The following is a 13,442-nucleotide window of genomic DNA, read 5'->3' on the forward strand; positions in this document are numbered from 1 at the left end:
CTGCCGAGCATGGCTCGGCACTACCGGGCTCGGCCAGCTTCGCGGCTTACGCCGCTCCTACAATCTGGGCACCGACAAATCGGCTTCACCGGACGGATTGCTCTGCAGCAGCTCCAGATGCCGCTGCTCCATCTCCTGGCGCAGCTGGCGGCGGATCTGCGCGGCGGCGAAGCGGCGCTTCTCGTCGCTGTTCTCCGGCTGCAGCGTCGGCACCGGGGTCGGCCGGCCATCCTCGTCAACCGCCACCATGGTGAAGAAGCAGCTGTTGGCATGACGCACCGCGCCCTTGCGGATGTCCTCGGCGACCACCTTGATGCCGACTTCCATCGAGGAGTTGCCGGTGTAGTTGACCGAAGCCAGGAAGGTGACCAGCTCGCCGACCGCAATCGGCTGGCGGAAGGTCACCTGGTCCACGGACAGTGTCACCACGTAGTTGCCTGCATAGCGGCTGGCACAGGCATAGGCGACCTGGTCGAGCAGGCGCAGGATGGCGCCGCCGTGGACCTTGCCGGAGAAGTTGGCCATCTCCGGTGACATCAGGACGGTCATCGACAGCTGGTGGGCTTTGTGTTCGCTCATGGCGGTTACTGCAATTGCGGGAAGAGCAGGCTACACCGTAGTGCCGGGCCATGCTCGGCAGGAGCCTCACCTGTAGTGCCGAGCCATGCTCGGCAAGGGGCGTTCCCGGTAGAGCCTCTGCCGAGCATGGCTCGGCACTACGGTGGCGTTACTGGAAGTTGTAGCGCACCACATGGAAGAACACCGGCGCCGAGAACACCACCGAATCCAGCCGGTCCAGGATGCCGCCGTGGCCTTCGATCATCTCGCCCCAGTCCTTGGCGCCGAGGCTGCGCTTCACCGCCGACAGGGCCAGCCCGCCTAGGAATCCGCAGATCACGATCAGCAGCGACAGTGCCGCCGACTGCAGGGGCGAGAACGGGGTGATCCACCACAGCGCCGCGCCCACACCGGTCGCCGCCAGCCCGCCACCGACCAGGCCTTCAACTGTCTTCGACGGGCTCACCAGGGGCGCAAGCAGGTGCTTGCCGAACAGCTTGCCGAAAACGTACTGCAGCACGTCGCTGAGCTGTACCACCAGCAGCAGGTAGAACAGCAACATCAGGTTCTGGCCTTCGTAGCCGGGGATGCGAAGCAGCATCAGTGCCGGCGCGTGGCTGAGGCAGAACACAGTGAGCATCACGCCCCACTGGATCTTGGTGTTGCGTTCCAGGAAGTTCTCGGTGTCACCCGACAATGCCGATACCGCCGGCAGCGCGAGGAAACCGTATACCGGGATGCACATGACGAACAGGCCGTACCAGTCGATGCCGATGAGCCAGTACTGCAGCGGGATGGCGATGTAGAAGCACAGGCATAGCGCAAGGTGATCGCCACGGCGCGTCGGTGTCAACGAGATGAATTCACGCAGTGCGAAGAACGACAGCAGGCCAAAGAACACCAGCGTGGCGATCTTGCCCAGCACGAAGCAGAACAGCAGCACGCCGGCCATCACCCACCACGCACGGATGCGCGCGTTGAGGTTGTCGACCACCGAGCCGGGTTTGATCCGGCCAAGGATGAAGCCGATCGCGCTGGCGAGGATAAGCACGGCAAACACGCCGCCGATCATCCACCAGAAGCTCGGCGGTGCGCGGTCGATGGCCTGCTGCAGGAAGCTGCCCAGCGGCAATTGCAGGAATACATTGTTCATGCCAGCTCCACCACCGCGTTGCGCGCGCGTTCCAGGAACTGCGCCTTGTCTTCACCGGGAATGCGGCTGAGCGGCGCGCCGAAGCGCGCCGTGCACACCAGCGGCACCGGCACCATGCTGCCCTTGGGCAGCGCGCGGCGCGCGTTGTCCAGATAGACCGGAACCAGTTCCACGTGCGGGTACTGCTGCGCCAGATGGAACAGGCCAGCCTTGAACGGCTGCGGCAAGGGCTCGTGGTTGCGGGTGCCTTCCGGGAACAGGATCAGCGAATCACCCGCATCCAGCGCGTCATGCAAGGGCTGCAGTGGATCGCCTTCGCACTTGCTGCGGTCACGTTCGATCAGCACCGCGTTGAAGCCCTTGTCGGCGATGATCTTGCGCACGCCCTTGCTCCAGTAGTCGCGTGCGGCGACCGGGCGGGTGTGTTCGCGCAGCGCGGGTGGCAGCGCCGACCACAACGCCACCGTATCCAGGTGGCTGGCGTGGTTGGCGAAGTAAATGCGTTGAGTGTCGTTGGGGCGGCTGCCAACCCAGCGCGGGTAGGCACCAATGAAGATCTTTACGGCGGCGACCAGCAGGCTCGAGAGCATCAGCTACCTGCCTTGAGTTGCGCGGCGATGGCGCGGGTGCGGGTGACGCAGGTCAGCAGCGAGCCGGCGGCAATGATGATGGCGGCGGCTGGGAGTGCGTAATGCGTGTGCGTGCTCAGCTGCTCGATGACGGCCAGCACGCAGGCTGCGGTGAGCACGAACATGCGGTGTTGTTTGGCCATCGGGCCACGGAAGTCCTGGGCCAGGCCGAGGCTGGCGCCTGACAGGCGCACATAGGCGGTAAGCGCGGCAAGCAAGGCACCAAGCCAGCCCAACCAGGGCATGCCGGCGGCATAGCCGAGCGCGACGATCAGCAGCGAGTCGGCGATGCGGTCCGGGTATTCGTTGTAGAGCGCACCGGTGGGTGTCTGCTTGCCGCCTTCCATCGCCACCATGCCGTCGAGCAGGTTGCAGATCAGGCGCAGCTGGATACCGACGGCGCAGGCGATCAGCCCGGGTATGCCTGGCCAGTACAGCAGCGCAGCGGCGCCACCTGCGGCGAAGAAGATGCTGAGTACCGAAATCTGGTTCGGTGTGATTGAGGAGCGTGCCAACGCGGCGCTGAGGGCACGAGCCCAGCCGGCGGAACGGGCGGCAATTGGTCTACGGTCTTCCTTTCCCATGGGCCGATGGTAGTGCATTGGTCGTTATGGGGAACAGGGAGGAGGGGGCGGGGTTGCTGGGGTGGGGGCTGTCGGAGGGCTTTGAGAGCAGCCCTGGGCTCGGCTTCTGTTTTGGCTTTTGGCTTTTGGCTTTGGCTCTGGCTCTGGCTGTGGCTTTGGCTTTGGCTTTGGCTTTGGCTGTGGCTTTGGCTTTTGCGGTCGCTTTGGCAGTTGCTGTTTGCTGTCCCTTCTCCCGCCTGCGGGAGAAGGTGCCCGGAGGGCGGATGAGGGGGCTTTTGGGGTTTTAGCTTCTTGTCTTTGCTGGATAGAGAGCCAAAAGGAAAATCGGAGCCAAAGCCAAAGCCAAAGCTGCCTTCATCCCAACCCTTCTCCCGCAGGCGGGAGAAGGGCTAAAGCAAAAGCAAAAGCAAAGGCAGCAGCCAAAGCCAAAGCCAAAGCCAAAAAAAGCTGCCCTCGCAGGCAGCCTTCTTTGCTCAAACGCTGTCAGCGCCGGAAACCAGCTTAGATCGCCTGCAGTCGCGCGCGCGTCTCTGCATCGGGGAAACCAAGCGTGAGGTAACGCGGTGGGTGGATGTGCCGGGTGTCTTCACGCAGCAGGTGGCCGAGGATCGGTTGCGCCTGCTCCCAATCAACCATCAGGGTCTCGGCTTCTCCGCCATCCACAGGCATCACCAGAACCAATCGGTCGGTGCGTGGAAGTGAGCTCGCCACCCCATCAGTCCAGGCGCACAGCGAAACCCGGTCTTCGTTGTGGACCATGAAACTGGCGACAAATACGTCTTCTTCATGCTTCTGGTGCACGCGCTCCAGCAGCTGCTTCTGCAGCGCATAGGCGTCGGCGTTGAGTTCAATCCTCAGTTGCCGCTGCCGCTCGCGCAGGCCGGCATCCGCCAGTACGTGGGCATGCAGCTGGCCGTCGTCGTAACGCAGCACCTCCCAGGAAATCACGCGGCCATCGGCAAACGCATTGGCGGCCAGCTCCAGCATGTGGGCCTGTCCCTGCACATCGCCTTCACCGGTGACCAGCAAGACGTCACGCGTAGCCAGCATGAATACCGGAAGCCCAGCGACCGGCACCCGATGCAGCAGGTCGGGCAGCAGCGCACGGCTGCTGTCATAGGCATCGCCCCAAGCGGCCTGGTAGACGCCGGGCATTACCTCGACGAACGGTTCGTCGGGGCTCTGTCGCAGATTGGCGCGGGCGATGGCCAGGGCCTGGTCGAAGTCGACGCCCCAGGCCGCTTCCGGGCCGCGGGTGAGAGTGGCGGTGTGGTCGGGATGGTCTACCGCCAGCAGCTCCACGCACTCCTCGCTAAGGCGCCGGTACTGCAACTGCATCGGCGGTGCGTCCCAGCCATCCTGCTCGGCATGGTGCAGGCTGATTTCCTCAAGCTGGGTGATGCTGCGGATCAAGGGGCGCAGCATGGGCCGGGTCTGCTCCCAGCTCATCGCGGCATCGTTGTCATGGATGCCAAGCAAGCTGCTGAAGGACTGCAATGCCTTGCGCTGTTGTCCGCGCGGGGCGCCCATGTAGGCGTGGTAGGCGTTGTGCAGGTTGAAGTAGGAGCCGTTGGCATGGCGGATGCGGAAGGTGTCCGCTTCGTATTCCAGTTCATGCGGGTAGCCATTGCTGCGCACTGCATCCATGAACTTGCGGGCAAACCGGTCCTGGTCGGGTTTGTCCTTGAACAGATTGCCTAAAAGTGCTGAAAACATGCCAACCCTCCCTGTGTATGCGGCGCTTATCGTGGGCGGACGCGTCGGTACTTGGCAAGCGCTGTTGTGCGAAAAGCAGACGGGCCGCTTGCGCGGCCCGTCCGGGTAGAGCTTTTACCTGCCGCTGGACTTACTTCAGCTTGGCAGCCTTGCGCAGGGCTTCGGCACGGTCGGTGTTTTCCCAGGAGAACGCAGTCGCGTTCTGGGTCTTGCCGTCGCCGTCGACGTACGAGAATTCCTTCGGCTTGCGGCCGAAGTGGCCGTAGGCAGCGGTCTGCTGGTACATCGGGTGGATCAGGTCCAGCATCTTGATGATGCCGTACGGACGCAGGTCGAAGTGGGCGCGGATCAGCTTCTCGATCTGTGCGTCCGGAATCTTGCCGGTGCCGAAGGTGGTGACCGAGATCGAGGTCGGCTCGGCCACGCCGATGGCGTAGGAGACCTGCACTTCGCACTTGTCGGCCAGGCCAGCAGCGACCACGTTCTTGGCGACGTAACGGGCAGCGTAAGCGGCCGAACGGTCAACCTTGGACGGGTCCTTGCCGGAGAACGCGCCACCACCGTGACGGGCCATGCCGCCGTAGGTGTCGACGATGATCTTGCGACCGGTCAGGCCGCAATCGCCCACCGGGCCGCCGATCACGAAGATACCGGTCGGGTTGATGTGCACCTTGTTCTTCGGCAGCTTGTCCAGCCATGCCTTCGGCAGCACCGGCTTGAGGATGTGCTCGCGCACGGCCTCGACCAGATCCTTCTGCTTCACGCTCGGATCGTGCTGGGTCGACAGCACCACGGCGTCAAGACCCTCGATCTTGCCGTCCTGGCCGTAACGCAGGGTCACCTGGCTCTTGGCGTCCGGGCGCAGCCACGGCAACGGCGAGTTCTTCTTCTTGCGGATCTTGGCCTGCTGCTCGACCAGACGGTGCGAGTAGTAGATCGGCGCCGGCATGTATTCCGGGGCTTCGTTGCAGGCATAGCCGAACATCAGGCCCTGGTCACCAGCGCCTTGCTCTTCCGGCTTCTTGGCCTTCTTGTTGGTGCCGTCAACGCCGGCAGCAATGTCAGGCGACTGCTTGCCCAGCATGTTGATGATGGCGCAGGTGTGGCCGTCGAAGCCGACATCGGAGTTGTTGTAGCCGATCTCGTTGATGACGTTGCGGGTCAGTTCTTCGATATCGACCCACGCCGAGGTGGTCACTTCGCCGGCGACAATCGCCGCACCGGTCTTGACCAGGGTCTCGCAGGCCACGCGGGCGCGCTTGTCCTGGGCAAGGATCGCGTCCAGCACCGCATCGGAGATCTGGTCGGCAATCTTGTCCGGATGGCCTTCGGAGACCGATTCGGAGGTGAACAGGTAGCTGGACATCGGGCTATATATCCCTTGATTCGGATGGAAAGATGGGCGCGCATCATACACGGTAGGCACCTTGACGGAATAGTGCCGAAGTGTCTGTTGCCATCCGGTTAAGCCACGGTCACCGGATTGCCGCAAAACCGCAACCGGCCTGCCTTGTAGCGGGCGCAGGCTCCCGGCCAATGGGCCGACAGGGAGACCTTGCCATGCAACAGATCGCGCAGCGCCTGCAGCAACGCTACCCCGATTGGTTCCACGGCCCGCGCCGCCATCTGGCCCGGCCGCTGCTGCGCACAGTGGGGCGCTGGTCACGTTTCGACCAGATGGATGCCTTCCTGCAGCGCAGTGCCGGGCTGCAGGGCTTCGCCTTCGTCAGCGCCGCGCTGGGCTTCCTGGACGCGGGTTATGCGGTGGATGCGGCCGCATTGGCCCGGATTCCGGCCAGCGGTCGGCTGCTGATCGTCGCCAACCACCCGTCCGGGGCGCTGGACGCGTTGGCACTGCTGGACGCAGTGGGCAGGGTCCGCAGCGACGTGCGCATCATCGCCAATGACATGCTGCTGGAGCTGGAGCCGCTGCACGAACTGCTGCTGCCGGTGCGCATCCTCGGTGGCCGCGCCCAGCGGGCCAGCCTGCAGGCGGTGGAGCAGGCGTTGCAGGCCGAGCAGTGCGTGATCGTATTCCCGGCCGGGGAGGTCTCGCGGCTGTCGCTGCAGGGCATCCGTGACGGCCGCTGGAACCGCGGTTTCGTCCGCTTCGCCCGCGCCTGCGACACGCCAGTGTTGCCGGTACGGGTGCAGGCAAGAAATTCAGCGCTGTTCTACGGCGCCTCGGCGCTGTTCAAGCCCGCAGGCACCGCCTTGCTGGCGCGGGAGATGTTCGCCCGCCGCAAGCGCCCGCTGCGCCTGCAGATAGGCCAGCTGATGCGGCTGGATGCGCAACAGGACCCGGCACGGCAGCTGCAGGCGGTGCGGGACGCGCTGAACGCACTGGGCAAGGAGCAGCAGGGCGCCGAGTTGCGGGAGACCGGTCCGCAGCCCTTGGCCGAACCGGTTGCCGCTGCCACTGTCGCCGCCGCCATCGAGGCGACGGAGCTGCTCGGCCAGACCAGTGACGGCAAGCAGATCCGCCTGGCCCAATGCGCGGCCAACTCACCCTTGCTGCTCGAGCTGGGTCGGCTGCGTGAGCTGACCTTCCGCGAAGTGGGCGAGGGCACCGGCCGCAGCCGCGATCTGGATGATTTCGACCCGCTCTACCAGCACATCGTGGTCTGGGATGCCCCGGCCCAGCGCATCGCCGGCGCCTACCGGGTCATGCGCGGCGCACCGGCCTTGGCACGCAGTGGCCTGCAGGGCCTGTATACCGCCAGCCTGTTCCGCTACTCGGACGATGCCATCCCGCGCATCGCCGAAGGCATGGAGCTGGGCCGCAGCTTCGTGGTGCCGGACTACTGGGGTAGCCGCAGCCTGGATTACCTGTGGCAGGGCATCGGCGCCTACCTCGCCAGCCAGCCGGGCGTGCGCTACCTGTTTGGCGCGGTGTCGATCAGCGCCGCGCTGCCACGCGAGGCGCGCGAGCAGCTGGTGGCGTACTACCAGCAGTACTACGGTGCCGGCCGCAGCCTGGCCGAGTCGAATCGGCCCTTCCAGTACTTCGCCGCGCCGCCAAGTTTCGGTGAACTGGATACGCAGGCCGCGTTCGACGTGCTCAAGGCCAACCTGGCGACGCTGGGCACCAGCGTGCCTACCTTGTACCGGCAGTACACCGATCTGTGCGAACCAGGCGGCGCACGCTTCCTCGCGTTCGGTGTTGATCCGGATTTCAGCGACTCCATCGATGGCCTGATCGAGGTGGACCTGCAGGCCATCCGCCCACACAAGCGCAAACGCTATCTGCGTGATGCCGGAGCAGTGGCATGAGCGCGGTGCCGGTGCTGCCGCCGCACCGGCGCGCGGTGTTCATCTCCGACACGCATCTGGGTGCACGCCATTGCCATGCGGCCGAGCTGGCACGCTTCCTCGGCAGCCTGCGGTGCGAACGCCTGTATCTGGTCGGTGACATCGTCGATCTGTGGTGGCTTTCCCATAAGCGTGCGACCTGGCACCAAGCGCACAACGAGGTGATCGAAGCGCTGCATGCGTTGCGTCGCGCCGGCACCGAGATCATCTATATCCCCGGCAATCACGATGCACCGCTGCGTCGCACCTGTGGCCTGATGCTGCCGGCCATGCAGGTCCGACGGCGGGCCATCCACACCACCGCCGATGGCCGGCGCCTATTGGTCGTACATGGCGATGACTACGACGGCGCCACCCACTTCGGTGGGTTGCAGGAGCGCTTCGGTGACTGGCTGTACTACCGCATCCTCACCGGTAACCGCCTGTTCAACGCCGCGCGGCGCCGGCTTGGCCTGCGCTACTGGTCGCTGTCGGAATTCCTCAAGCGCCAAAGCGGTGCGGCCGAGCGCTATATCGAGCGCTTCGTGCAGGCCGGGCTGGCCGACGTACGTCGGCGTGGACTGGACGGCATCATCTGCGGCCACATCCATCGCGCGGCGCTGGTCGAGCGTGATGGCCTGGTCTACGCCAATGACGGCGACTGGGTGGAAAGCCTGACTGCATTGGCCGAGGACCCGGATGGCAGCCTGCGCCTGCTCGATCATTCAGGCCACAGCATTGCCTGCCTGCCGGGAAGCCTGCGGTTGGCACAGGCGGCCTGATTGCCCGCCTGACTTCTTCCTCACCCCTTGGGCGGCTATGCTGGGTCCAGCCGACGAGCAGGGAGTATCGGGGTGGCAGGCAAGCAGCCAACATCGGTAGCGACAGGGTTGTGCGTGCTGTGGATGTTGTTGGCGCCAGCGGCCGTGGCGGCAGAGACAGTGCCTGCATTGAGCTACGAGCAGGCGCGGCAGCGGCTGGAGCAGGTATCCGATGCGTTGGCTGCCGCCGATGCCGGGGTACGCAACAAGCTGGATCTGCAGGATGCCAGCCGCTACCTGCGCTTGCCGGAAATCACCGCCGACGTGCGCCGCATGCAGTTCCAGAAGACCTTGAACCTGCCATTGGGTTCGTTGGCGCCGGTGGCCGAGGCCTTTGGCATCGAGTCGCCCTTGGAGTTCGGCGAGCGTGACTGGCGCACCCGTCCAATTGTCACTGCCAGCGTGCCGCTGTACAGCGGTGGCTTGATCCCGGCCGCGCAGGGGGCGGCCCAGGCCGCCAGCGAATTGGCCCAGGCCGATCGTGAGTTGCAGCGGCAGTCGTTGTCGCTGCAACTGGTGCAGGCCTACTTCGGCCAGCAGTTGGCCGAGCAGGCAGTGCAGGTGCGCCGCGATGTGCGTGACGGCCTGCAGCGGCATCTTGAGGACGCGCAGAAGCTCGAGCGTGAGGGCTTCGCCACCAAGGCGCAGCGCTTGCAGGCCAATGTCGCCCGCGACAAGGCCGAGCGTGAATACCAGAAGGCAGTGAACGACCTGTCCACGCTGCAGCAGGCCTTGGCCACCTTGCTTCGTAGCGGCGGCACGGTTGCGACTACCTCGCCGCTGTTCGTGATCAATGGCCCGGTCGGTGCGCGTGAGGAATTCGAACGCAGTGCCCAGCAGCGGCATCCGCAGGTTGGTCGCTTGCGCGCGCTGGCCGCGCAGGCCGAACAAGGTGTGCGTGCACAGCAGGCCAAGCTCAAGCCGCAGATCTATCTGTTCGGCCAGTACGACATGCGCCGCCGCGATGCGTTGCTGACCGATGCCGACTGGGCGTTCGGCATTGGCCTGCGTTACACCTTCCTGTCGCCAACGGCGCGGCCGTTGCAGGTCAGCGCGGCGCGCGCGCAGCTGGAGCAGGCGCAGTCGGGGCTGAGCGAAGTGGAGAACCAGTTGCAGCTCGGCGTCGGCAAGGCCTGGAACGAGCTGGAGACCGCCCGCCTGCAGTTCCAGCTGCTGGACAGCAGCATCGTCCAGGCGCAGGAAAACCTGCGCCTGCAGGAGCTGTCGTTCCGTGAAGGCCAGTCCACCTCGCTGGATGTGATCGATGCGCGGCTCGGCCTGGGCGGTGCGCAGGTGGAACGTGCACAGGCCGCCTATCAATTCGACGTGGCGCTGGCGCAGCTGCTGGAAGTGAGCGGACAGCTGCAACGTTTTGACGACTACCGCCAACGTGCGGACAAGGTGCTGGAATGAGCGATTCGCTGCAGGTGGAGACCAGTCCGCGGCAACGCCGCGTGTTCCTGATTGCCGGCGTGGTGCTGCTGGTGCTGGTGGCGGTCGGCCTATGGCTGGGCCTGCGCAGCCCGCCGGACCAGGTGCAGGGCATGGCTGACGCCGACAACGTCAACGTCGCCGCCAAGGTCACCGCCCGATTGCAGCAACTGCACGTGCGTGAAGGCGACCGGGTCAAGGCCGGGCAGGTGTTGTTCGATCTCGACAGCCCGGAGGTCGCCGCCAAGGAACGCCAGGCTGACGCGGTGGTGGCTGCGGCTGCGGCGATGGCATCCAAGGCCGAGGAGGGCGCACGCAGCGAGGACATTCGCGCCGCCGAGGCCAACTGGAAGCGCGCACAGGCCGGTGCCGAACTGGCGACCAGTACCTTCCGCAGGCTCGACAATCTTTACGCCGAGGGCGTGGTAAGCCGGCAGAAGCGCGACGAGGCGCAAGCGCAGGCGCGTAGCTCCAATGAACTGACCCGCGCGGCGCGCGCGCAGTACGACCTTGCCCTGGCTGGTGCCCGCGTGCAGGACAAGGACGCGGCGTTGGCGCAGGTTCGGCAGGCCGAGGGGGCCAAGGCCGAGGTCGATGCAGCCCGCCAGGAAACCCAGGGGCGGGCGCCGCTGGCCGCCGAGGTTGGCAAGCGCATGGCCGATATCGGCGAGCTGGTGCCGGCCGGCTATCCGGTCTTCACCCTAGTCGACATCGATCACATGTGGGTGGCATTGAACCTGCGCGAGGACCAGATGAACGGACTCAAGCCAGGCGCCCGCCTGCAGGGCACGATCCCTGCGTTGCAAGGGCGTAGCGCCACGTTCGAGGTCTACTTCATCAGCCCGGCCGGCGACTACGCCACCTGGCGCAGCACGCGTCAGTCGTCCGGCTATGACGTGCGCAGCTTCGAAGTGCGGGCACGGCCGCCGCAGCCGATCGAAGGATTCCGGCCCGGCATGAGCGTGCTGTTTGCATGGCCGCAGGGCTGACAGCAGGCAAGGCTTTCGCCGCGTCGCTGCGGCGTGAGCTGCAGCACTGGCGCAGCGACCGCTGGGAGCTGGCGCTGGTGACGGTGCTGCCGCTGCTGTTGATGGGCGCGATGATGTGGCTGTTCTCGGGCTCGGTGCTGCGGGAGGTGCCGATTGCCGTCGTTGACCTGGACCACAGCCCGACCAGTCGTGGTCTGGCCCGTGCATTGGATGACAGTGCCGGCGTACGGGTAGCGAGCGCGCCGACGACCCTGCAGGAAGCGCAGGCGCAGCTGCGCGCGCTGGAGGTATTCGCCATCGTGCTGTTGCCACGCGATATGAGCCGGCGCGCGCTGCGCGGCGAAGCGGCACCGCTATATGCTTTCTACAACGCCACTTACATGGCCACCGGGCAATCGGCAGGGCGCGATATCGCCGATGCGGTGAGTGCCTATAACGCGCGCATGCTGAAGGAGCAGATGGCGCTGCAGGTCGGCCCAGCGAAGCTGCGTGGTGCACCGGTGACGGTGCAGGCGACCGTGCTGTACAACCCTGCGCGCAGCTATGAGCTGTTCCTGCTGCCGCTGATCTTCCCGGCCATGCTGTCGCTGCTGGCCGCGCTTGCGGCCGGGGCCGCGTTTGGTCGCGAACAGCGCGATGGGCTGCTGGCCAGCTGGCTGCGACAACGGCCGTGGGCGGCGATGGCCGGGAAATTGTTCCCGTATGTCGCGCTGTTCTCGCTGTATGGCGCGCTGGGTGTGATGTACGTGGCTTACGTGCGCGGCGATGGCGTGGCCGGCAGCGTCGGGCTGATGCTGCTGGCGCAGCCCTTGTTCTATCTGGCCAGCTGCAGCTTCGCACTGCTGTTCATCGCGTTGACCCGCGACATGTGTACCGGCTTGTCGGCGGTGGGTTTGACGATTGGTACCGCGCTGGCATTTTCCGGTGCGACCTTCCCGGTAATCCAGGCGCCCTTGTTCACCCGCATCTGGAACGCGCTGCTGCCGCTCACTGCCTATGTGCAGGTGCAGATGCAGCAGTTGTTCATGGGCGCGCCGTGGCAGGTATCGCTACGCCCGTTGGCGGTGCTGTTGTTGATGACGCTGCTGGCCGGCGGGCTTGGCGCAGGCCTGCTGCTGCGTGCGGCGCGCCAGCAGGTGCGCGCATGAGCGGTTTCGTGGCCAGCTTCCGCCGTACCTTGCAGGCGATGTTCGCCGACCCGGCGGCGCGCGCGGTGATGATAGGTGCTGTGCTGTTGTACTCGTTCTTCTACCCGGCGGCGTATCGCCACCAGGTGGCCAGTGAGTTGCCGATCGCGGTGGTGGATGAAGACCATAGTGCGACCAGTCGCGACCTGATCCGCCACGTGGATGCACTGCGCGCGGTGCGGGTGGTGAGCCAACCGGCGGATCTTGGCCAGGCCAAACAGCAGCTGCTGCATGGCGAGGTGGATGGCATCGTGCTGATCCCGCCGCGGCTGGAGCGCGACATCCTGCGCGGCGGCAGCGGCCAGCTGGTGCTATTGGGCAATGGCGCTTACCTGAGTCGGGCCAGCGCCATCCTCAATGGGCTGGCCGAAGGCATCACCGGTTTTGGTGGCCGGCAGGCAGTGCGGCAAGCGGCGTTCATGGGCGCACCGCAGCCACCGCCACTGCAACTGGTGCAGCGGCCGCTGCACAACACTCGCGAAGGTTATGGCAGCAGCGTGGTGCCAGGGGTGTCGGAGTTGATCGTGCACCAGACCCTGCTGCTCGGCATCGGCGTGCTGTTGGGCAGTCGTCGCGCGCAGCTGGGCCGCCGCCTGCAGTTCGATCTGCCAACCTTGTCCGGCATGGCATTGGCCTTCGGTCTGGTGGCGGTTTGCGGACTGTTGTACTACGTCGGCTTCACTGCCTGGGCGCAGGACTATCCGCGTGCGGGCAACATCCCCGGCCTGCTGTTGTCGGTGGTGCTGTTCGCGCTGGCGACGGTGCCGTTCGGGATGTTCATCGCCAGTTTCTTCGATACCCGCGAGCGCGCCTTCCAGTACGTCACTGCGGTGTCGATCCCGCTGTTCTTCCTGTCCAACCTGTCGTGGCCGGCCATCGCCTCACCGCCGGTTCTGGTAGCGCTGGCCAAGCTGTTGCCGACCACCGCCGGCATCAATGCCGTGGTCCGCACCCAACAGCTGGGCGCGCAGTTGCCGGAGATTGGCTGGGAGCTGTTCAACCTGCTGGTGCTGGCCGTGCTGTACAGCGGCCTGATGCTGTGGCGGCTGCTTGGCAGGCGGCAAGGCTGAGCACGGCGCGGGC

General features: G+C 65.5%; 12 protein-coding genes. 6 read left to right on the forward strand and 6 right to left on the reverse strand.

Features of this window, described 5'->3' with window-relative positions:
• Positions 1-57 precede the first annotated feature (57 nt).
• From Q5Z11_RS04550 to metK, 6 genes are all read right to left on the reverse strand, one after another.
• The gene (locus Q5Z11_RS04550; RefSeq protein WP_303748927.1) at positions 58-579 is read right to left on the reverse strand and encodes an acyl-CoA thioesterase; all 522 of its coding nucleotides are present in this window, start codon (positions 577-579) and stop codon (positions 58-60) included.
• A 148-nt stretch (positions 580-727) separates the two neighbouring features.
• Positions 728-1,630: a phosphatidate cytidylyltransferase gene (locus tag Q5Z11_RS04555; protein WP_303749969.1), complete on the reverse strand. Its 903-nt coding sequence runs from the start codon at positions 1,628-1,630 to the stop codon at positions 728-730.
• Between the two features lie 77 nt (positions 1,631-1,707).
• On the reverse strand, positions 1,708-2,301 hold the full coding sequence (locus tag Q5Z11_RS04560) for a lysophospholipid acyltransferase family protein (protein ID WP_303748928.1): 594 nt from the start codon (positions 2,299-2,301) through the stop codon (positions 1,708-1,710).
• A complete protein-coding gene (locus tag Q5Z11_RS04565; RefSeq protein ID WP_303748929.1) occupies positions 2,301-2,855 on the reverse strand; it encodes a CDP-alcohol phosphatidyltransferase family protein in 555 nt (184 codons plus the stop codon). Before Q5Z11_RS04565 ends, Q5Z11_RS04560 begins: the two co-directional genes overlap by 1 nt.
• Before the next feature lie 570 nt (positions 2,856-3,425).
• Positions 3,426-4,640 (reverse strand): hypothetical protein, encoded by a 1,215-nt coding sequence (locus tag Q5Z11_RS04570; protein ID WP_303748930.1) that lies wholly within the window; start codon positions 4,638-4,640, stop codon positions 3,426-3,428.
• Between the two features lie 130 nt (positions 4,641-4,770).
• On the reverse strand, positions 4,771-6,006 hold the full coding sequence (metK, locus tag Q5Z11_RS04575) for a methionine adenosyltransferase (protein WP_303748931.1): 1,236 nt from the start codon (positions 6,004-6,006) through the stop codon (positions 4,771-4,773).
• Positions 6,007-6,200: 194 nt separating this feature from the next.
• On the opposite strand from metK, the gene Q5Z11_RS04580 reads away from it, so the two are divergent.
• The 6 genes from Q5Z11_RS04580 (at position 6,201) to Q5Z11_RS04605 (ending at position 13,429) form a co-directional block, all read left to right on the forward strand.
• Positions 6,201-7,913, forward strand: coding sequence for a lysophospholipid acyltransferase family protein (locus Q5Z11_RS04580; RefSeq protein ID WP_303748932.1), 1,713 nt, complete (start codon positions 6,201-6,203; stop codon positions 7,911-7,913).
• Complete coding sequence (locus Q5Z11_RS04585; RefSeq protein ID WP_303748933.1) at positions 7,910-8,713, forward strand: UDP-2,3-diacylglucosamine diphosphatase; 804 nt, start codon at positions 7,910-7,912, stop codon at positions 8,711-8,713. The genes Q5Z11_RS04580 and Q5Z11_RS04585 overlap by 4 nt, the downstream gene beginning before the upstream one ends.
• Positions 8,714-8,836: 123 nt before the next feature.
• Positions 8,837-10,165 (forward strand): TolC family protein, encoded by a 1,329-nt coding sequence (locus Q5Z11_RS04590; RefSeq protein ID WP_303749970.1) that lies wholly within the window; start codon positions 8,837-8,839, stop codon positions 10,163-10,165.
• A complete protein-coding gene (locus Q5Z11_RS04595) occupies positions 10,162-11,172 on the forward strand; it encodes an HlyD family secretion protein (protein ID WP_303748934.1) in 1,011 nt (336 codons plus the stop codon). Before Q5Z11_RS04590 ends, Q5Z11_RS04595 begins: the two co-directional genes overlap by 4 nt.
• A complete protein-coding gene (locus Q5Z11_RS04600; RefSeq protein WP_303748935.1) occupies positions 11,157-12,320 on the forward strand; it encodes an ABC transporter permease in 1,164 nt (387 codons plus the stop codon). The genes Q5Z11_RS04595 and Q5Z11_RS04600 overlap by 16 nt, the downstream gene beginning before the upstream one ends.
• Positions 12,317-13,429: an ABC transporter permease gene (locus tag Q5Z11_RS04605; protein WP_303748936.1), complete on the forward strand. Its 1,113-nt coding sequence runs from the start codon at positions 12,317-12,319 to the stop codon at positions 13,427-13,429. The genes Q5Z11_RS04600 and Q5Z11_RS04605 overlap by 4 nt, the downstream gene beginning before the upstream one ends.
• The last annotated feature ends 13 nt before the right edge of the window (positions 13,430-13,442 follow it).

The sequence above is a fragment of the Stenotrophomonas sp. 610A2 genome, assembly GCF_030549615.1.
GTDB classification, from domain to species: Bacteria; Pseudomonadota; Gammaproteobacteria; order Xanthomonadales; family Xanthomonadaceae; genus Stenotrophomonas; species Stenotrophomonas pigmentata.

What these genes read in the sequence shown, in the direction of transcription:
- Q5Z11_RS04555 (WP_303749969.1), bottom strand. Translation starts at nt 1,630, where the DNA reads ATGATCGGCGGCGTGTTTGCCGTGCTTATCCTCGCCAGCGCGATCGGC.
- Q5Z11_RS04595 (WP_303748934.1), top strand. Translation starts at nt 10,162, where the DNA reads ATGAGCGATTCGCTGCAGGTGGAGACCAGTCCGCGGCAACGCCGCGTG.
- Q5Z11_RS04570 (WP_303748930.1), bottom strand. Translation starts at nt 4,640, where the DNA reads ATGTTTTCAGCACTTTTAGGCAATCTGTTCAAGGACAAACCCGACCAG.
- Q5Z11_RS04560 (WP_303748928.1), bottom strand. Translation starts at nt 2,301, where the DNA reads ATGCTCTCGAGCCTGCTGGTCGCCGCCGTAAAGATCTTCATTGGTGCC.
- Q5Z11_RS04580 (WP_303748932.1), top strand. Translation starts at nt 6,201, where the DNA reads ATGCAACAGATCGCGCAGCGCCTGCAGCAACGCTACCCCGATTGGTTC.
- Q5Z11_RS04590 (WP_303749970.1), top strand. Translation starts at nt 8,837, where the DNA reads ATGTTGTTGGCGCCAGCGGCCGTGGCGGCAGAGACAGTGCCTGCATTG.
- metK (WP_303748931.1), bottom strand. Translation starts at nt 6,006, where the DNA reads ATGTCCAGCTACCTGTTCACCTCCGAATCGGTCTCCGAAGGCCATCCG.
- Q5Z11_RS04600 (WP_303748935.1), top strand. Translation starts at nt 11,157, where the DNA reads ATGGCCGCAGGGCTGACAGCAGGCAAGGCTTTCGCCGCGTCGCTGCGG.
- Q5Z11_RS04605 (WP_303748936.1), top strand. Translation starts at nt 12,317, where the DNA reads ATGAGCGGTTTCGTGGCCAGCTTCCGCCGTACCTTGCAGGCGATGTTC.
- Q5Z11_RS04585 (WP_303748933.1), top strand. Translation starts at nt 7,910, where the DNA reads ATGAGCGCGGTGCCGGTGCTGCCGCCGCACCGGCGCGCGGTGTTCATC.
- Q5Z11_RS04550 (WP_303748927.1), bottom strand. Translation starts at nt 579, where the DNA reads ATGAGCGAACACAAAGCCCACCAGCTGTCGATGACCGTCCTGATGTCA.